This window comes from Sphingobium sp. Ant17, from assembly GCF_000588875.1.
Lineage (GTDB): Bacteria > Pseudomonadota > Alphaproteobacteria > Sphingomonadales > Sphingomonadaceae > Sphingobium.
In genome coordinates this window covers 1-18,556 of the sequence record NZ_JEMV01000038.1, presented here as the reverse complement: position 1 = coordinate 18,556, position 18,556 = coordinate 1, and the positions used below count along the sequence as shown (strand labels likewise).

Annotated in this window: 18 protein-coding genes, 1 tRNA gene and 1 pseudogene; 9 read left to right on the top strand and 11 right to left on the bottom strand. The window is 65.8% G+C overall.

All coding sequences use genetic code 11. From position 1 onward, the window contains the following. The 3 genes from BF95_RS16355 to BF95_RS16345 all read left to right on the top strand — a co-directional run bounded on the left by BF95_RS16355 (position 1) and on the right by BF95_RS16345 (position 4,142). Positions 1-2,115, top strand: coding sequence for a malate synthase G (locus BF95_RS16355; protein ID WP_043152619.1), 2,115 nt, complete (start codon positions 1-3; stop codon positions 2,113-2,115). A 157-nt stretch (positions 2,116-2,272) separates the two neighbouring features. Then, complete coding sequence (locus BF95_RS16350; protein WP_043152617.1) at positions 2,273-2,899, top strand: glutathione S-transferase family protein; 627 nt, start codon at positions 2,273-2,275, stop codon at positions 2,897-2,899. Then, on the top strand, positions 2,886-4,142 hold the full coding sequence (locus tag BF95_RS16345; protein ID WP_043152615.1) for a M24 family metallopeptidase: 1,257 nt from the start codon (positions 2,886-2,888) through the stop codon (positions 4,140-4,142). Before BF95_RS16350 ends, BF95_RS16345 begins: the two co-directional genes overlap by 14 nt. A 21-nt stretch (positions 4,143-4,163) precedes the next feature. Here BF95_RS16345 and BF95_RS16340 read toward each other — a convergent pair whose 3' ends face one another. From BF95_RS16340 to BF95_RS16310, 7 genes are read right to left on the bottom strand one after another with little or no spacing between them, the layout of a single operon-like run. Next, complete coding sequence (locus BF95_RS16340) at positions 4,164-4,937, bottom strand: SDR family NAD(P)-dependent oxidoreductase (RefSeq protein ID WP_043152613.1); 774 nt, start codon at positions 4,935-4,937, stop codon at positions 4,164-4,166. Beyond that, on the bottom strand, positions 4,924-5,817 hold the full coding sequence (locus tag BF95_RS16335; protein ID WP_043152610.1) for an NAD-dependent epimerase/dehydratase family protein: 894 nt from the start codon (positions 5,815-5,817) through the stop codon (positions 4,924-4,926). Before BF95_RS16335 ends, BF95_RS16340 begins: the two co-directional genes overlap by 14 nt. Further along, positions 5,817-6,383: a cupin domain-containing protein gene (locus BF95_RS16330; RefSeq protein ID WP_043152609.1), complete on the bottom strand. Its 567-nt coding sequence runs from the start codon at positions 6,381-6,383 to the stop codon at positions 5,817-5,819. The genes BF95_RS16335 and BF95_RS16330 overlap by 1 nt, the downstream gene beginning before the upstream one ends. After that, on the bottom strand, positions 6,380-7,558 hold the full coding sequence (locus BF95_RS16325) for an MFS transporter (protein ID WP_043152607.1): 1,179 nt from the start codon (positions 7,556-7,558) through the stop codon (positions 6,380-6,382). Before BF95_RS16325 ends, BF95_RS16330 begins: the two co-directional genes overlap by 4 nt. A gap of 21 nt (positions 7,559-7,579) precedes the next feature. Next, positions 7,580-8,695: an FAD-dependent oxidoreductase gene (locus BF95_RS16320; protein WP_043152605.1), complete on the bottom strand. Its 1,116-nt coding sequence runs from the start codon at positions 8,693-8,695 to the stop codon at positions 7,580-7,582. 10 nt (positions 8,696-8,705) lie between these two features. Continuing rightward, positions 8,706-9,638, bottom strand: coding sequence for an MBL fold metallo-hydrolase (locus tag BF95_RS16315; protein WP_235209809.1), 933 nt, complete (start codon positions 9,636-9,638; stop codon positions 8,706-8,708). 38 nt (positions 9,639-9,676) lie between these two features. Next, complete coding sequence (locus BF95_RS16310; RefSeq protein WP_043152648.1) at positions 9,677-11,989, bottom strand: TonB-dependent receptor; 2,313 nt, start codon at positions 11,987-11,989, stop codon at positions 9,677-9,679. 118 nt (positions 11,990-12,107) lie between these two features. Here BF95_RS16310 and BF95_RS16305 point away from each other — a divergent pair, with 118 nt between their 5' ends. The 4 genes from BF95_RS16305 (at position 12,108) to BF95_RS16290 (ending at position 14,224) form a co-directional block, all read left to right on the top strand. Beyond that, positions 12,108-13,031, top strand: coding sequence for a LysR family transcriptional regulator (locus BF95_RS16305; protein ID WP_043152602.1), 924 nt, complete (start codon positions 12,108-12,110; stop codon positions 13,029-13,031). A 123-nt stretch (positions 13,032-13,154) separates the two neighbouring features. Next, positions 13,155-13,559, top strand: coding sequence for a host attachment family protein (locus BF95_RS16300; RefSeq protein ID WP_043152600.1), 405 nt, complete (start codon positions 13,155-13,157; stop codon positions 13,557-13,559). Between the two features lie 32 nt (positions 13,560-13,591). Next, complete coding sequence (locus BF95_RS16295; protein WP_043152598.1) at positions 13,592-13,843, top strand: hypothetical protein; 252 nt, start codon at positions 13,592-13,594, stop codon at positions 13,841-13,843. Positions 13,844-13,921: 78 nt separating this feature from the next. Continuing rightward, positions 13,922-14,224, top strand: a complete 303-nt coding sequence (locus BF95_RS16290) for a UvrB/UvrC motif-containing protein (protein ID WP_235209808.1) — start codon at positions 13,922-13,924, stop codon at positions 14,222-14,224. A gap of 13 nt (positions 14,225-14,237) precedes the next feature. Here the strand turns inward: BF95_RS16290 and BF95_RS16285 are convergent, their stop codons facing one another. Then, positions 14,238-14,786: an ankyrin repeat domain-containing protein gene (locus tag BF95_RS16285; RefSeq protein WP_200866990.1), complete on the bottom strand. Its 549-nt coding sequence runs from the start codon at positions 14,784-14,786 to the stop codon at positions 14,238-14,240. 201 nt (positions 14,787-14,987) lie between these two features. On the opposite strand from BF95_RS16285, the gene BF95_RS16280 reads away from it, so the two are divergent. Beyond that, the gene (locus BF95_RS16280; protein ID WP_043152593.1) at positions 14,988-15,881 is read left to right on the top strand and encodes an SDR family oxidoreductase; all 894 of its coding nucleotides are present in this window, start codon (positions 14,988-14,990) and stop codon (positions 15,879-15,881) included. 73 nt (positions 15,882-15,954) lie between these two features. Here BF95_RS16280 and BF95_RS16275 read toward each other — a convergent pair. The 3 genes from BF95_RS16275 to moaA form a co-directional block, all read right to left on the bottom strand. Beyond that, a tRNA-Asn gene (locus BF95_RS16275) sits at positions 15,955-16,029 on the bottom strand. 90 nt (positions 16,030-16,119) lie between these two features. Then, positions 16,120-16,896 (bottom strand): NAD kinase, encoded by a 777-nt coding sequence (locus BF95_RS16270; RefSeq protein WP_043152591.1) that lies wholly within the window; start codon positions 16,894-16,896, stop codon positions 16,120-16,122. Next, on the bottom strand, positions 16,893-17,906 hold the full coding sequence (moaA, locus tag BF95_RS16265) for a GTP 3',8-cyclase MoaA (RefSeq protein ID WP_043152589.1): 1,014 nt from the start codon (positions 17,904-17,906) through the stop codon (positions 16,893-16,895). The genes BF95_RS16270 and moaA overlap by 4 nt, the downstream gene beginning before the upstream one ends. A gap of 119 nt (positions 17,907-18,025) precedes the next feature. On the opposite strand from moaA, the pseudogene BF95_RS16260 reads away from it, so the two are divergent. Next, positions 18,026-18,556 (top strand): annotated as a pseudogene (locus BF95_RS16260) (putative bifunctional diguanylate cyclase/phosphodiesterase); the annotation flags it as partial.

Sequence of the window (18,556 nt, the reverse complement as noted above, 5' to 3'; positions counted from 1 at the left end):
ATGACCGACCACATGATCGACAAATCCGGCCTTCAGGTCGCGGCATCGCTCGCCGACTTCATCGACAATCAGGCACTGCCCGGCACCGGGATCGAACCGGCCGCCTTCTGGGCCGGGGCTGCGGACATTTTCGCACGCTTCACCCCTGACAATATCGCGCTGCTGGAAACCCGCGACGCGATGCAGGCGCAGATCGATGACTGGCATGAGCAGCGCGCAGGCCAGCCGCATGACCCGCAGGCTTATCAGGCCTTCCTGCGCGCCATCGGCTATCTGGTTTCCGAACCCGCGCCCTTCACGATCGGCAGCGAGAATGTCGATGATGAGGTTGCGCGCCTCGCCGGACCGCAATTGGTCGTCCCCATCCTCAACGCCCGCTTCCTGCTCAATGCCGCCAATGCGCGTTGGGGAAGTCTGTACGACTCGCTGTACGGCACCGACGCGATTCCCGGCGCGGCGGCGGGCAAGGGCTATGACGCGGCGCGCGGGGCGCAGGTCATTGCCTGGGCCAAGGCGTTTCTGGACGATGCCATCCCGCTCGCCAATGGGCGTTGGGCCGACCTGGCTATAGACGACATCATCCTCGCCGATCCGAGCCAATATCTAGGCCGCAGCGAGAAGGGCCGCCTGTTCCGCCACAACGGCCTGCATATCGAAGTCGTTTTCGATAGCAGCCACCCGATCGGCGCGACCGACCCGGCGGGCATAGCCGACGTCATCCTCGAATCGGCGCTGACCGCCATTTGCGATCTGGAGGATTCGGTCGCGGCGGTCGATGCGGCGGACAAGGTTGCGGCCTATGCCAATTGGCTGGGGCTGATGAAGGGCGACCTGACCGAGACGTTCGAGAAGGGCGGCACGATGATGACCCGCGCGCTCAACCCCGACCGCGCTTATACCGCACCGGACGGCAACGGCTTCACGCTACCTGGCCGCAGCCTGTTGTTCGTCCGCAATGTCGGCCATCTGATGACCACGCCGGCCATCCTGCTGCCCGATGGTTCGCAAGCGCCCGAAGGCATTCTCGACGGCATCGTCACCAGCCTGATCGCGCTGCACGACCTGGCCCGCGAGGGCGGCAACAGCCGTGCGGGCAGCGTCTATATCGTCAAGCCCAAGATGCACGGCCCCGACGAAGCCGCCTTTACCAATCGCCTGTTCGACGGAATCGAAGATATGCTGGGGATGGCGCGCAACACGCTCAAGGTCGGCGTCATGGATGAGGAGCGCCGCACCTCGGCCAATCTCGCCGCCTGCATCCATGCCGTGCGCGACCGTATCGTCTTCATCAACACCGGCTTCCTCGACCGCACCGGGGACGAGATGCATACGTCGATGCAGGCCGGGCCGATGATCCGCAAGGGCGAGATGAAGAGCAGCGACTGGATCACCGCCTATGAGGATCGCAACGTCCAGATCGGCCTTGCCTGCGGCCTGTCGGGTCGCGCGCAGATCGGCAAGGGGATGTGGGCCGCGCCCGACCGCATGGCCGACATGCTGGAACAGAAGATCGGGCATCCCAAGAGCGGGGCCAACACCGCCTGGGTGCCATCGCCGACGGCCGCGACGCTCCACGCGGCCCATTATCACCGCTTCGACGTCTTTGCGCGGCAGGCGGAGCGGGCGGCGGAGGGTATCGCGCCGCTCGAAAAGCTGCTGACCATCCCGGTCGCCACCGGGCGCAACTGGTCGGAGGATGAGATCGCGCAGGAACTGGACAATAATGCGCAGGGCATATTGGGCTATGTTGTTCGTTGGATCGATCAGGGGGTTGGCTGTTCCAAAGTGCCTGACATTCACGACATCGGCCTGATGGAGGACCGCGCGACGCTGCGCATTTCCTCGCAGCATATGGCCAACTGGCTGCTGCATGGTGTCTGCACCGGCGAACAGGTCGATGCCGCGCTTCGGCGCATGGCGGCCAAGGTCGATGCGCAGAATGCGGGCGATCCTTTGTATCAGCCGATGAGTGGGCGCGAGGATGAGAGCCTGGCGTTCCAGGCGGCGCGTGCGCTGGTGTTCGAGGGTGTCGCGCAGCCCAACGGCTATACCGAACCGCTGCTCCACGCCTATCGCGCTAAGCAGAAGGCGGGGGCAGAGTTGGAAGCGGCTTAACCCACGCCCGTTTGTTTCGAGCCCCTCGACGCCGCCTGCGGCGTCGCTCTGGATAAACTACGTCGAGAAACGCTTCTCGACACGCTCGAAGCGAACGGATGTTGTCGCGCGTTCCCGGCTGCGTTAGCCCTTACCGCCACGCAGCATCGGAGCCGTCATGACCATCATCGTCCACCATCTCAACAACAGCCGCTCGCAACGCATCCTCTGGCTGCTGGAGGAATTGGGCGAGGCTTATGAGGTGCGCCGCTACGAACGCGATCGCAAGACGATGCGCGCGCCCGCATCGCTGCGCGCCATTCATCCGCTCGGTCGGTCGCCGGTGGTGGAGGTGGATGGCCACCGCCTGATCGAGACAGGCGCGATCATGGACTATATGGTCGGGCGCGCCGGTAATCGCTTTGGCGCGCCCGCCGATGCGGAGGGCACGATCCGCTATCGCCAGTTCCTGCACTATGCCGAAGGATCGATGATGCCGCCGCTGCTCGCGCTGCTGATCATCGGCAAGCTCGGCCTGCTGGGTCGTCCCGCGCGGCCGACGGTGCAGCGGATGCTGGACGATCATCTCGACTGGATCGAAAGCGAATTGGCGAGCCGCCCCTATTTTGCGGGCGAGGCTTTCACGGCCGCCGACATGATGATGAGCTTCCCGCTGGAAGCGGCCTGCTCGCGCGGCGGCCTCAACGATAGCCGGCCGAATATCCTGCGCTGGCTGGGCGACATACATGCGCGTCCCGCCTATCAGGCCGCGCTGCAGGCGGGTGGTCCCTATGCTTACGCCTGATCGCCGCGGCCTGCTGGGCTATGCCGCCGCTGGCATCGCCGCCGCCGTCACTCCGCGCCTGTTTGCGCAGGAGCGGGCGGCCGAGGCGCTGACGTCCCTGACCCAGGGGATCAAGCCCATCCGCCGGGCCGAACGCGCCGATCGCCTGTCCCGCGCGCAGGCGATGATGCAGGCCAAGGGCATCGACGCGCTGTTGATCGAGCCGGGGGCGAGCCTGATTTATTATAGCGGTGTGCGCTGGTGGCGCAGCGAGCGGCTGACGGCGCTCGTCATTCCGGCGACGGGCGCGCCGCTCATCCTCTGCCCCTTTTTCGAAAAGCCCTCGATCGACGAATCGCTCGGCATATCGGCGGAGGTGCGGGTGTGGCAGGAGCATGAAAGCCCCCATGCGCTGGTCGCCGCCTTCCTGACCGAAAAAGGGCTGGCGAAGGGACGGATCGGCATTGAGGAGACGGTGCGCTATTTCGCGGTCGATGGCCTCAAGGCGGCGCTGCCACAGGCGCGGCTGACGACTGACCCCGTTACCCGCGCGCTGCGGATGCGCAAGACGCCGGCTGAAATCGCGCTGATGCAGACCGCCGCCGATGTCACCATGGCCGCCTATCGCTGGACCTACCGCCAAGTGAAGGCAGGGATGACCCCGGCTGATATCGGTGCGCTGATGACTGCCGCGACGACGGCGCTGGGCGGCAAGAGTGAGTTCAACCTTGTGCTGCTCGGCGAGGCGGCGGCTTATCCGCATGGCTCCGGCAAGCCGCAGGCGGTGCGGGCAGGCGAGGTCGTGCTGATGGATTGCGGCTGTACCGTGGGCGATTATCAGTCCGATATCAGCCGGACCTTCGTTTACGGCGCTGCGCCCACAGCGCAGCAGCGGACCGTCTGGAACGATGTGGCGCAGGGGCAGACGATCGCCTTTGCCGCCGCGAAACTGGATACGCCAGCGGGGGCAGTCGATGACGCGGTGCGGGCGCATTATGAGAGCCGTGGCTATGGTCCGGGCTATGCGCTTCCGGGCCTGTCCCACCGCACCGGCCATGGCATCGGCATGGAGGGGCATGAGCCGGTCAATCTGGTCCATGGCGAAACCACCAAGCTGGACGTAGGCATGTGTTTCTCCAACGAACCGGGCCTGTATCTGCCGGGCACGATGGGGGTGCGGATGGAGGATTGTTTCCATATGACGGCGCGGGGGCCGGCGTGGTTTTCCAAGCCGCCGGTGTCGATCGAAGCGCCGATCGGCTGACATTCCCGGAGGCGTTGGTCCTTAGCTGCCGTCGGAAATCAGCGTGCCGCCATCGACCACGATCGTCTGGCCGGTGGTGAAGCCGCCCGCGTCGCTGGCGAGATAGAGCGCGGTGGCGGCGATTTCTTCGGGGGAGCCTGCACGGCGGAGCGGGGTGAGGCCGAGGCGGCGTTCGGCGCGGTCGGGGCTGGAGAGGATCGCGCCCGCCCATTCGGTTTCGATGAGGCCCGGCGCGATGGCGTTGGCGCGGACGCCCGATGGTCCCCATTCGACCGCGAGATTGCGCGCGAGTTGCGCCAGCGCCGCTTTGGTCATGCCATAATGGCCGAGCATGGCGTTGCCGCGCAGGCCCGCAATGCTGGACAGCAGGACGATGCTGCCGCGTCCGCGCGCGGCCATGTAGGGCGCGATGAGGCCGGTGAGGCGGAGGGGGTGGAGCAGGTTGACGGCGTAGAGCGTATCGCGGTCGGACTCTGCCATGGCGTGCATCGGCGCTGGCGTTCCGGCGATGCCTGCATTGCACACCAATATGTCGATGCCGCCGGTTTGGGCTTCGGCCTGGTCCGCCAGACGTGCGAGCGCGGCAGCGTCGCTGACATCGGTGGGCAGCGATATCGCGCCGAGCGTTGCGGCGAGCGCGTCGCAGGCCGGGGCGTCGATATCGGCCAGGACCAGGCCTGCGCCCGCGCCTGCGAACAGGCGAGCGATGGCGAGGCCGATGCCGCGCGTCGGGCCGGTGATGAGCGCGGTCTTGCCCTCCAGTCGGAAGGCGCCAAGCGGATCAGAGGTCGGCAAGCACGGTCTCCACCAACTGGGTCAAGCTGCCGTCATGCTGGAAGCCGAGATCATCGGCGCGGCGGGTCGTCAGCGGCGGATAGCTGCCAAAGGTGCGGCGAGTGGCGGCTTCCTCCTGGAAGGTCAGTGCGCCAACGTCGCCGAAGCGGCCGAGTGTATCGACCAGATCGCCGATCCTGACCTGCAAGGCGGGGAGGGTGACGGCATGTTGCGCGGTTGCGTCGCTCAAGGCGGCGGCGACGAGATTGGCCGCGCAGGTCCGGGCGGACAGGAGCCAACTGGTCGCATCGGGGGCGACGGGGATGGCATAGGGCGTGCCCGCCTTTGCCGCGTGGAAGATGTCGCTGAGGAAGGCCGAGCCAAAGCCGCCAGCGGCCGCCGGGCGGGCGACGATGCCGGGCAGGCGCAGCGCCATGCCCTGGATCGCACCGCGCCGAACGGCATCGGCAAAGGCGATTTCGACCATGCGCTTGTGTGCGCCATAGACGCTGGCCGGGGCGGGCGGGGTGGTGTCATCGACGGGCGTCGGCAGCGAACCGCCGAACACCGCGATCGACCCGGCAAGGATCAGGCGGCGGCCCGCCATCGCCTCGATAAGGGCCAGGGGCACGTCCAGATTGATCGCGCGCGATGCCTGCGGATCGCGTTCCGCTGCGCCGCCGGGGAGGGCGGCGAGATGCAGCAGGATGTCGGTTTCCGGGCCGCATAGGGCGCGGACGATCGCCGGGTCGGTCAGGTCGCCGACGAGTGTCGCGCAGGGCGACGGCGCGGCGAAGGCGCGATCCGCCAGCAGCAGATCCACATCGGGGCGGCTCTGGCGCAGCTGGCGGATGACCGCTTGGCCGACGAACCCGGCCGCCCCGGTGATGGCGATCCGCATTATTGCTGCAGGTCTGGCTCGAACGTGCCGTCGATCAGGATGAAGGCGATGCGGCAATTGCTGTCCGAGCGGTTGGACCAGCCATGGTTGGTGCCGCGCTGGATAACGATATCGCCGGCGCGGACGGTGGTTTCGCCTTCATCGACGATCAGCACCAGTTCGCCTTCGAGCACGATGCCATAGTCGATGGTTTCGGTGCGGTGCATCAGCGCGTGGCGGGTGGTTTCGCCGCTATGGGCGGAGGCGTCGCCGGCACCGACTTCGGCGAAATGGGCGCGCGCCTCTTCGGGCGACATGGTGCGGATGGTGTCGCCTTCGGGCGGGATGTCGAGCACGCGGATGCGGGTGCCGCCCTTGGGCGGGGCGAGCTTGATGCCGTCTTCGGCCGGTTCGCCCGACGCAGCATCGATCGGCACGGGGGTGGCTTGCGTGTTCCAGATTTCGTGGAACATCGGCCCGGCCGGGCCGCCGATCTGCTGCACGCGTGGCGCGGGGCCGTCTTCCTGAATGATGGCCAGGCCCTGGGCATTATGGCCGGTCACGACGCGGCGGATGGGGGTTGTCATGATGGTACTCCTTGAACATTGGGCTGTGCATGGCGGTAGCGCAGCAGGGCGACACCGGCACCGATCGCGGCGGCTGCGCTGAAGAAGAGGAAGGTGCCCGCCATCCCGCCAAACAGGCTGGACAGGGCGGTCGCTACGATCGGGGCGATGAACTGGGCCAGAAAGAAAGCGCCGGTCCATACGCCCGTGCCGCGCCCGCGCGTGGCGGGCGGCAATCGGCGCAATACCCAGGCCAGCATGGTCGGCAGCATCAGCCCGTTGCCGATGCAGATGACGACGGCGGACGCGACCGTCAGGGCGAAGGCCGTTGAGAGGGCGACGCCGACATAGCCAAGCGCCACGAGCGGCAGGCCCCAGGCGAGGAGATGCGGGGCAGGCCGGGCCTTGACCCGTCCGAACAGCAGCGAGCCGAGCATGACGCCGACATTGGCGGCGGCACCGGCGACGCCGATCAGCGCGGGCGACGTCACGCCGGTCGCTTCGATCACCGGGCCGAGTTGCACGACGATCGTGTAGAAGAGCAGGCCGATGCCGAAGGTGATGGCGACAAGGCCACCAATACTCCGCAGCACCGATGGGTCGGGCAGTCCAGACCGTGCCTTGGTTACCTTGTGGGGTTCAAACAGGATGATGGCGGCGGCGGCAGCCACCGGCAGCGCCAGCAGATACATCCAGAACGGCCCGCGCGAGCCGAAGATTTCGCCCAGCGCGCCGCCCATGGCAATCAGCGCGATGGCGCTGACGCTGGCGGTCGCGATCTGGATCGAGACCCAGCGTTCGCGCCGTTCGCCTTCGAAATAATCACCGACCATGGCGGTGGCGACGGTCATGATCACCGCTTCCGCCAATCCCAGCGCGACGCGCACGGCGAAGATGGCATAGAGGCTGTCGAGCAGGAGCGGGAGCAGGCCAAAGCCCGCATAGGCGAGCAGCGCGCCGATCAGCAGGCGTTTGCGCCCGGCCCGATCGGACAGCCAACCCGCGAGCGGCGAGAATAATGCCACGCACAGGGCGGGCACGGTCAGCGCCATCGGCACCAGCACGGCCGCGCCCGGCACGTCGGCAAATTCGCGCAACAGCAGGGGCAGGACGGGGACCAGCGCGATGATCGCCATGGTCGGCATCACCGCCGTCAGCATGAGGATCACCCCATGGCGGGTTGTCGCTTGTCGCATCGGCCTGCTCCTGCTTCGATGTCAGATCGGTTGAGCGACGACGTCGAACATTTCCTGGGTCGCCTTGGCATTGTCGACCGGTGGCCCCTTGCCGATCTGGCCCATGCAGATGGCGACGCTGGAACGGACGATATAGGCGCAGCGCTCCAGGCGACGGTCATGATAGGCGCTCAGCGCCGTTTCGATATCGTCATGGGTGGCGAGTTCCTCGGCCAGCACCAGGCTGTCCTCGATCGCCATGCCTGCGCCCTGGCCCAGATGCGGGGTGGTGGCGTGGACGGCATCGCCCAGCAGCGCGACCCGGCCCTTGTGCCAGGGACCGTCGATCATCATCGCTTCGAGCGGGCGATAGACGACGCCTGCGTCATCGACGATCTGTTCGGCCAGTTCCTGAATGAAGGGCGCGCAGCCGGTCATCTTCGAGCGCATCAGCGCCGCCTGCCCCTCGCGCGGGTAGCGCGGGTTGCCGGGTTCAGGGGTGGTGACATAGATATACATCAGGTCATCGGAGATGGGCACCAGTCCCACGCCGGTGGGTCCGTTATAGACGTGCAAGGCGTCAAAATCAGCCGGGCGTGGCAGGTTGTAGCGCCATACCGCCTGTCCGGTGAATTCCGGGCGCGGGGCGTCGGGGAAGAGCATCGCGCGGGTCTGCGAATAGACGCCGTCGGCGCCGATCACCAGATCATAGCGTTCGGACGATCCGTTCGAGAAGCGGACGTCCACGCCTTCGCCATCGTCGTTCAGTTCGGTCGCGGTGACGCCGAGCAGCACATGCGCGCCGCTGGCGATGGTGCGGTCGCCCAGCATCTTGTGCAGAGCGGGACGGCCGATGCCCATATTGGCGGGATAGCCATCGACCAGCCGGGGCGTGGGCACACGCGCCACGCGCACGCCGGTGGGGGTATAGATTTCGACCGCGTCGAAGCCGACGCCTGACGAGACATATTCGTCGATGAGGCCAAGTTGCGACATGGCGCGGATGACGTTCGATTGCTGGATGATGCCAACGCCATAGACGGACCAGTTGGGATCGCGTTCGATCACCGTGACGGCGAAGCCGCGCGCGCGCAGGGCGATGGCGGCGGTCAGGCCACCGATGCCGCCACCGATGACAAGGATATTACAGGCTTGCATGAGGTGCCTTTCAGAAACGGTCGAGATCATTGGCGATGGCGATCGGCCCGCGAAAATGCGCGCGGATCTGGGTGACATAGCTGCGGGTGCGCGCCGGATCGGGCGTGCCTGCGGCGAAATGGGTGACCACCAGCGACTTGACGCCGGCGCTGGCCGCGAGCCGTCCGACCGCGTCCGGGGTCAGATGGTGGGTGGACAGATGCTGTTCGAGCTGTTGCCGCGCGGGCGCTGGCATGTTGGGCGAATTGCGCGCGACAGTGGCGAGCGTGCCGTCCATGTCGATCATCTCGCTGACCAGCAGGTCCGCGCCCTTGGCCAGCTTTTCCACTGCCGCGCTGGGGCCGGTGTCGCCGGTATAGACGATCGACCGGCCGGGCAGGTCGAAGCGCAGCGACAGCGACTTGTAGTTGCGGTCATCGACGCTGCCGGGGGCGAAGTCATAATGGGTATTTTGCGCCGCCGTGACGGTCATGCCATCGACGCTGATGCGCTCGCCATCGGTGAGTTCGATCACGTCCACGGTCTGCGCAGGCGGGGTCCAGGGCTTGCCGGGAATGCCATAGCCGACGCGGGCGGCGGGCTGCATCGAGGCGACCATGCCCGCGACGAGTTCGCGCGTGCCCGGCGGGCCATAGACGGTGAGCGGATCGGCGACGTTGGTCTGATTGCGCAGGCCCAGCACAGCCGACAGACCGCCGGTATGATCGACATGAAGGTGGCTGAGAAACACCGCCTTGACGGTGGGGAGGGCGATGCCCGCCCGCGCCATCTGCTGCACCGTGCCGTCACCCACATCGACCAGATAGACGCGGCCGTCATGGGTCAGCGCATTGGCGGGCTGCGACCGGTCCCGGCTGGGGACCGGGCCGCCCATCGTGCCGAGTGTGACGAAAGCGTCTCCCCCGGATGGCGCTTGCTGCGCGACGGCGGGAGAGGTCGCCATCAGTGCCGCAAGGGCCAGCCGGGAGAGACGCGCGCGCATCAGAAGTCGAACCCGAGGCGGACGCCATAGGTGCGCGGCGGGCGCAGGGTGCCGACCGGGAAGTCGAGGATCGGCCGGGTTCCGGCGCGGGCCAACACTTCCTTGTCGGTGATGTTGTTGATGAAGCCGGTGATGTTCCAGCCACCCCGGCTGTCGAGCGTCAGGAAGGCGTCCGCCATCATGAAGCCGTCCTGCTTTTCTTCCGGCCGGTAGTTGGTGTTCATGAAGCGGCTGGTTTCGATATTGGCGCGGGCGCCCGCAACCAGCGACAGCTCGTCCGACAGGGGGAAGGTCCGCTCATAGCCGACATTGATCGCCCATTTGGGCGAATTGACGGTCGGCTTGCCCGAACAATCAATGTCGTAGAAGCGCGCACCATTGACGCCGGGATTGGCGAGGCGGCTGCCCAGCGTGGTGCAACCCGTCGTCACCGGCGCACCGGTGGGCGAGAAGTTGGCGGTGACCAGCTCGTCATATTTGCCCTTGAGGAACTGGACGTTCAGGTTGAACAGATCGTTGCGGCTCGGCGCGAAGCGGGCTTCGAATTCGGCACCATAGATTTTCGACTTGCCCGCATTGACGGTGGTGGACCCTTGCGCGAACAAGCCATTGCCGGTGGGGACGCCGCCGACGAAGGTGATCTGCTGGTCCTTATAATCCCAGTAGAAGGCTTCGAAGTTCAGCTGCAGCTTGTTGTCGAAGAAGCGGTTCTTGGCACCGACCGTATAAGCGGTCAGCGTTTCGGGCGCGAAGGTGTTGTTTGGCGGCTGGGCAACGAAGAAGCCGCCCGATTTGAAGCCGGTCGCGACGTTTGCGTAGATCAGCGAGGCCGGACCTGCGTCAAACTCCACGCCTGCCTTCCAGGTGAATTTCTCGAAGCTCAGGTCGCCGGTGAAGGGCGCGCTGAGCGGCGGGTTGACCGGGCCGGGCAGGCCGCCAGCAGCGGTCGAGGTCAGCTGCCGCTTGTCTTCGCGGGTGAAACGACCACCTGCGACCAGGCGCAGGGCGTCGGTCACGTCGAAGGTCAGCTGACCGAAAGCGGCGAGGCTTTCGGTGTCCAGCCGGGGGGTGAAGCGGGTGGTCGAGATAGTACCCTGGCGGAAGAGGTTTTCGGTCGACTGGTTTTCGCCGAAGTAGAAGGCCCCCAGCACATAGCGCAGCCGCTGATCTTCCTTCGACGACAAGCGGACTTCGAGCGACGCCTGTTCCGCCAGATCAGTGAAGTCGCCTGCAAAGCCCGGCAGATAGGTGCGGAACTTCACGTCCGACTTACGGTAGGCGGGAACGACGGTCAGCGTGCCAAAGCCCATGTCGCCGACGATCGTGGCGCTGAGGCCGTAGAATTTATTGTCGAGGAAACCGTCGGTGCCGGCCTGCGCGACGCAGCCGCTGCGCACGAAACCGCCAAAGCCACCGCAGAAGGGCGGCGCGAAGATGGTGGCGGCATAGCCCGCAATCGCGGCCTGGGCGCGCGGATCGGAGATGCTGACGCGGTCATTGAGGTCCGGCACGGCGAACGCGGCGCTGGGCAGCAGGACGGCGCCCGACCCCTTGCCATGCTGGCGATAATAGTCGGCGACCAGCGTCATCGACCACATGTCGGACGGTTCGATCAGCAGCGAGGCGCGGACGGCTTCGCCCTTGTCGTCATCATAGCCGTCCGAGATATAGCCGTCGCGATCGACGATCTGGCCAGCGACGCGCAGGGCGACGGTGTCGCCGATCGGCACGTTGAGCGCCAGAAAGCCCTTCTTGCTGTCGTAATTGCCATATTCGAACAGGCCTTCGGCACCGAATTTGCCGAGTTCCGGCTTTTTCGGCAGCACGTTGATGGCGCCGCCCGTGGCATTGCGGCCATAGAGGGTGCCTTGCGGCCCCTTGACCACTTCGACCCGTTCCAGATCGTAGAAGACGCCCGCCGGTGCGGTCGGGCGGCCGACATAGACGCCGTTGAAGTTGAAGGCGATGGCGTTTTCGGAGAAGCTGTTCTGCGAATTGGTGCCGACGCCGCGGAGGAAGAAGCTGGTGGTGCCGCCGGTGGGCTGCACGACCAGCGAGGGGACCAGCTTGCCGAGATTGGCGGTTTCGGTGATGCCCGACTTGGCGAGATCGTCACCGGTCACGGCCGATACGGCGAGCGCGGCGCGCTGCAGTGATTCCGAGCGGCGCTGGGCGGTGACGACGATGTCGGCCAGGCCTTCATTGGCGGCTTCGGCGGTATCCGGCGCGTCCGCGCCAGCCTGTTGGGCCGATACGCCCTGCGTGCTCAACGTCAACATTATGGCGGTTCCCGCCAGAAGCAATTTTTTCATGCTATCCTCCCCATGCGGCGCGTTGTGTTCGACCGCGCCTTCGGATTGACATGTGGCAAGTTCAGTAAAATTATCATAACGATTTGTTTCAATGGCTTTCCACAAATAGGATTGATGGATGCGGCTCGACCAATTTGACCTGAATTTGCTCATCGCCTTCGACGTGCTGATCCAGGAGCGGGGCGTCACGCGGGCGGCGGAGCGGCTGAACCTGACCCAATCGGCGATGAGCGCGGCGCTGAAGCGGCTGCGCGAGGCTTTTTCCGACGACATATTGGTGCAGCATGGCAAGCGGATGGTGCCGACGCCCGGAGCCCTGTCACTGGCCCCGCATGTCGCGGCGGCGGTGCTGAATTTACGCGGCATATTGGCGAGCGGGATGCATTTCGATCCCGCCCAATCGCGGCGGCGCTTTCGCATCGTTGCGTCCGATTATATCACGACCGTGCTGCTGGGTCCGGCGCTGCGGTCGTTGCAGGCGGAAGCGCCGGGCGTGCAGATCGAGATCACGCTGCCGCGATCGGACATTTTGGAGCGGCTGGACGATGGCGACATCGACCTCATCATCTCGCCGGAGAAATATCTCAGCCCCGATCATCCCCGCGAACTGGTGTTCGAGGAACGGCATGTGGTGGTGGGCTGTACCAATAACCCGGTGCTGCAAAAGCCGCTGGATGCCGACACCTTCTACAATAGCGGGCATATCGTGGTGAGCGTGTCGCGCGACGGGACGTTCATCGACGATGTGCTGCGCGATCATGGGCGGCAGCGGCGGATCGAAATCATCTGCGCGGCCTTTACCCAGGTGCCCTGGATGCTGCCCGGCACCACGCGGCTGGCGTTGATGCATGAGCGGCTGGCGCGCGAACTGGCCCCGCAATTATCGCTGGTCCTGTGCGAGCCGCCCTTTCCGCTGCCCTCGATGCGCGAGATGATGCAGTTTCACAGCGCGCGGGCCGCTGATCGGGGCCTGTCCTGGCTGCGCGAACGGTTGATCGCGACATCGGGTGGAAGCGCAGGTCGCAGCGGCCCGGCGGCTTAGCCGGCCTCGCGCAAACTCGGGAGAGGCGGTGGGCGGAGCGTTCTTTCGCTCGGGCCGCGCAAACTGTTCGGCCCCTTCCGCGCGGTTCGGACGTTGATGCGCCATCACGTCAAAGGAAATAGCATGAAGATCCCCAAGGGTACGACCGTCGCAGTTGCCGATGGTGAATTGCTGAACCTGTTTCAGAATAGCGGCGATGAGTCGGCACCCAGGCTGAGCGCGTTGCCCGATGCGGCGATTTCGTCCGACAATAAGGGGTCGGGCGGCCGTCATCACAGCAGTTCGGCGAACCCGTCGGAAAGCCAGCTGGAGGAAGATAGTTTTGCCGCCGGCACTGCCGCGTTCCTCAACAAGCAGGTGCTCGATGGCAAGATCGAAAGCCTGATCATCGTCGCTGCGCCCCGGACATTGGGGGAGTTGCGCAAACATTATCACAAGATGCTGTCGGCGATCCTTGTCGGCGAGATCGCGAAAGACCTGACCGGCCAGTCGGCGTCCGACATTGAAAAGACCATCGCGGCCGCCTGACGCCGTTCGGCATGCTACCAACAGGAGATGATATGACACAGACGATCGAGCGGAGTTTCGCGACGCGCCAGCAGGCCGAACTCGCGGTGGAGCGATTGGTCCAGGAGCATGGATTCGAACGCGACGATATCTTCGTGTCGGCGCGGGGCGAGCAGAATAGCGCGGGCGAAGCCAACAGCGACGAAGCGGCCGATAATGGGCCTATCGCCGTGTCGATCGCACTGCACGACGACAGCCAGGTCGCTTTGATCGAAGCCGTGTTCGATGAACTGCAGGCGGCATAAAGGCATCCGTCCAGTCGAACCTCGCGGGGTCGGTGGCATCGCGGCAAGCGACGCGCCGACCGCGCGACGGGGCGGTCGATGACCGCTGACAGCGGCATGAGCCTGGAGGCCATGCGTCTGGCGATGGAAGAGGCCGCGGCGCGGGGCGATTTTGAAAAGGCGGCCGAGTGGCGGGACCGGATCAGTTTGTTGCGCGGGGCGGCATCGGGTGCCGAAACGCGCGACTTCGATCCGACCGGGCTGGTCCGCCAAAAGCCCGGAGCAATGGGATTGGGCAGCAGCCGCCAGCGCATGACGCCCCCGCCAGGCTGGACGCCGCCCAAGAAACCCGATCCGATGACGGGCGGCCAACCCCGGCGCAAACGCGGCAAGCAAGGCTGATGGGGATGCAGGACTAAGGTTTGGCTAGGATCGCATGGGTGGCAAGGTGCGATGCCATCCCGTCATTGCCTTGATCGGTCGCCACCGAGATGGCGCTATTGCCCGCGACGTCCATCGCATAGGGATCAGCGCCGAGGGCAAGCAGGGTGTCCACGATCTTATAATGCCCGAACAAGGATGCCATCATCAGCGCCGTCTGGCCTGCGCGGTTGACGGCATGGGGGTAAGCCCCCGCACCCAGTAAAAGGTCGGCGATCGCATCATAGCCCTTGAACGCCACGCCCATCAGCGCGGTGTTGCCGCGTCCTTCGTCCGGCTGATCGACCGGCGCACCCAGGCGAAGCAGCAGCGCTGTCGCGTCTTCCTGTCCATTGTAGCTGGCGAGGATCAAGGCCGTATGCCCTTTGGCGTCCCTGGCCGCGATATCGGCCCCGCCTTGCAGCAAGGCGGGAATGACGTCGACCCGGCCCAGCCTTGCGGCGTCGAACAACAGCGCCTGGATGCGTTCCGGCGATGGTAGGGGGAAGGGCTCGGCATTATCGGCCGCTATACTATCGGTCATGCAATTTTCCTTTCCCATGAAACGGAGCGCGGCCTTGCCTGTTCCGTATCGGCGAGCGGGGCTGGACCAATGCTGATCGGTGAACCGGGGCAAGGCCACGCCGGGCGTCGGAACTTGCGGGCTTTGCGGCTCGTAGTTTGCCCGACAAGCTGCGGGCGAGGACGAACGCGTCCGCCCGCCATTCATCAGCAAGGACCCATCATGACCGATCGTCTCACCCTGCAGGATCCCCGCAATCAATATCCCCAGCCGCCCTTTCCCAAACAGCCCCAGCCAGCCCCCGGCATCGCGGCACAGATGGATCCGACACCGGACCATGGCGAGGAAAGCTATGTCGGGTCCGGCAAGCTCAAGGGGCGCAAGGCGCTGATCACCGGCGGCGATTCCGGTATCGGTCGGGCGGCGGCGATTGCCTACGCGCGGGAAGGGGCCGATGTCGCCATCGCCTATCTGCCGAGCGAAGAGGAGGATGCGCGGGCGGTGATCGCGCTGATCGAAGCGGAGGGGCGCAAGGCCGTCGCGCTGCCGGGCGACGTCATGGAGGAAGCCTGGTGCCGACAGTTGGTCGAGGATGCCGTGACGGGTCTAGGCGGCCTGGACATCCTGGTCGTCAATGCGGGGCGTCAGCAGTTTCGGGACGATGTGCTGGCGGTAAGTTCGGCGGATTTCGACCGCACGATGAAGACCAACCTCTATGCGTTGCACTGGATCGCGCAGGCGGCGGTGCCGCATCTTCCGGCCGGGGCGTCGGTCATCACCACCGCGTCGATCCAGGCCTATGATCCATCGGCGATATTGTTGGACTATGCGACGACGAAGGCGGGCATCGTCGCTTATACCAAGGCGCTGGCCAAGCAACTGATCGAGAAGGGCATTCGCGCCAATGTCGTGGCCCCCGGTCCTTTCTGGACGGTGCTGCAATCGACGGGCGGCCAGCCGCAGGAGAAGGTCACGACATTCGGCGCGCAAAGCCAGTTCGGCCGCCCCGGCCAACCGGTCGAGATCGCGCCTGTCTATGTGCTGCTGGCGTCGCAGGAGGGCAGCTATATCACAGGGGAGGTTTATGGTGTGACCGGCGGGGCAGGGATTGCCTGAGGCGATCGGGCCTGAGAGGGTCTGGCTTGCCAGTGCGCCGGTATGATCCTGCGCCATTGCGGCGGGAAAAATTTGGCTCCCTGAGTAGGATTCGAACCTACGGCCATTCGATTAACAGTCGAATGCTCTACCGCTGAGCTATCAGGGAGCAGCCCGGCTCTCACCGGGCAGAGCGCGCCTATAGCAGCGGGTTTTGCGCAATGGCAAGGGTTAATCTGATGATTTTTTTACGGTGCGATCAGGCGATGAACTGCTCGGCGGCGATACGATCGTCGAGCGTATGTTCGGGATCGAACAGCAGGGTGAGCGGGGTCGCGCGGTCGATGCGGACCTCCACCTGGGCGACGTCGCGCACTTCGCGCTGGTCGGCGACGGCGCTGACCGGGCGCTTGACCGGGTCGAGCACGGTGAAGCGGATAACGGTGTTTTCGGGCAGGATCGCGCCGCGCCAACGGCGGGGGCGGAAGGGGCTGATCGGGGTGAGTGCAACCAGGCCCGACCCCAGCGGCAGGATGGGGCCATGGGCGGAGAGGTTGTAGGCGGTGGAGCCGGCCGGGGTGGCGACCAGTACGCCGTCGCAGACCAGTTCGGGCAGGACGGCGCGGCCATTGACCTGCACCTCCAGCTTGGCAGTCTGGCGGGTTTCGCGCAGCAGCGAGACTTCGTTGATGGCGGGGATGGAAAATTGTTCGCCATCGACGGTATCGACGACCATGCGCAGCGGGTGGACCTTGAAGCTCTTGGCCTTGTCCAGCCGCTGGTCGAGCCGTTCGAGCCGCCATTCGTTCATCAGGAAGCCGACGGTGCCCAAGTTCATGCCGAAGACGGGGACGATCCGCCGCGCCTCCAGCATGGCGTGGAGGGTTTGCAGCATATAGCCATCGCCGCCCAGCGCGATGACCATGTCGGCCTGTTCGATGGGGACGAAGTCATAGGCGGCGCGGAGCCGCTCTTCGGCGGCTCTGGCGGCCTGGGTCGGGGACGCGACGAGGGCACGCCGGGGTTCGTCGATCATCCGCCGGTAACGCTCATGTGGCGACGGGTGGCGGGGCCGGTTTCGCCCGCGCCGATGCGGAAGTCGTGGCGGGCGGGCTTCAAGCGCAGCGCGCGGTCGATCAGCGGTTCGACTGCGTCCAGGCCACCGTCGCGCAGGGCTGCCTTGAAATCCACATGATCCTCATGCCCCAAGCACATGAAGATCTTGCCTTCGCAGGTCATGCGGATGCGGTTGCAGTCGGCGCAGAAATTCTGGGTGAGCGGGGTGATGAGGCCGAGTTTGGCGCGCAGGCCATCGACACGGTGATAGCGGGCCGGGCCGCCGGTGCGGTCGGGCACGGGCGTCAAGGGGTGGGCGGCGTCGATCGCGGCGGCGACCTGCGTCAGCGGGAGATATTGGTCGGTGCGGTCTTCGCCGGTGTCGCCCAGCGGCATGGTTTCGATGAGGGTGAGGTCCAGCCCCTCCGCATCGCACCAGCGCAGCATGGGGAGGATTTCATCCTCGTTGAAATCCTTGAGCGCGACCATGTTGATCTTGATGGCGAGGCCTGCGTCGCGGGCTTCCCTGACGCCGTGGAAGACGGTGGCGATGTCGCCGCCGCGCGTTATATGGGCAAAGCGCGCCGGGTCGAGGCTGTCGAGGCTGACATTGATGCGGCGGACCCCGGCGTCGAACAACATGGTGGCATGATCGGCGAGGCGGGTGCCGTTGGTGGTGAGGGTGAGTTCGTCCAGCCCGTTGCCCAGATGCCGCCCGATCCGCCGCACCAGATCGCCAATGTCGCGGCGCACCAGCGGTTCCCCGCCGGTCAGGCGGATACGGGTGATGCCGCGCGCGATGAACAGGTCGGCCAGCAGCGCGATCTCTTCGAGGGTCAGCACCTGGCTTTTGGGCAGGAACTGCATCCGTTCGGCCATGCAATAGCGGCAGCGCAGGTCGCACCGGTCGGTCACGGAAATGCGCAGATAGCTGATCCGGCGACCAAGGCCGTCGGTCAGCGGCGTGCGCGGGGGATCGGCTGGCAGCATGGGGCATAGGTAGGCGATGGGCAGGAGCCGTGCAAGCACCCCGGTTGCAGAGGGGGCAAGAGGTCGGTAACGCATTCTTGTTATGCCGTTTCGATGCACGGCACCGGGGGACGAATAGAGTGAGCGGAGAGAGTGCCGCAGACGGCCAGCGCAGCCTGTTCATCCTGTCGCCGGACGACCGCGACGGGCTGTGCCATGCGGCGCGGCTGGCAGGATGGCGCGCGATCGGCGCACGGCGTCCAGGCGATGCGCCGCAACGCTTTTTGCGCAGCGAGGCGCAGGTGGCGCTGGTCGATATGCGACAGGGCGGCGATGCCGCGCGGTTGATGGCCCCTTTGGTCCCGGCGATGGAGGCGGGCGGCGGCGCGCTGATCGTGCTGGTCGATCCGGGCGATGTGAGCCGGGTGCCCGCGCTGATGGAAGCGGGAGCGACACATTTCCTGCTGGCCCCCATTGCCGACGCGGCGTTGCGCGCCGCGCTGGCGTCGGCGCATCGGCTGGTCGAGCGGCTGGGCGGCGGGGCCAAGCATAGCCAGCGGGCGCAGCGTATCCGCCGGGGCGATGCGCTCTATTGGCAGTTGGAGCGCGACGGGCGGCTGCGGCTGAGCGCCGGGCTGATGGCGCATCTGGGCCTTGGTCAGGCGCTGGTG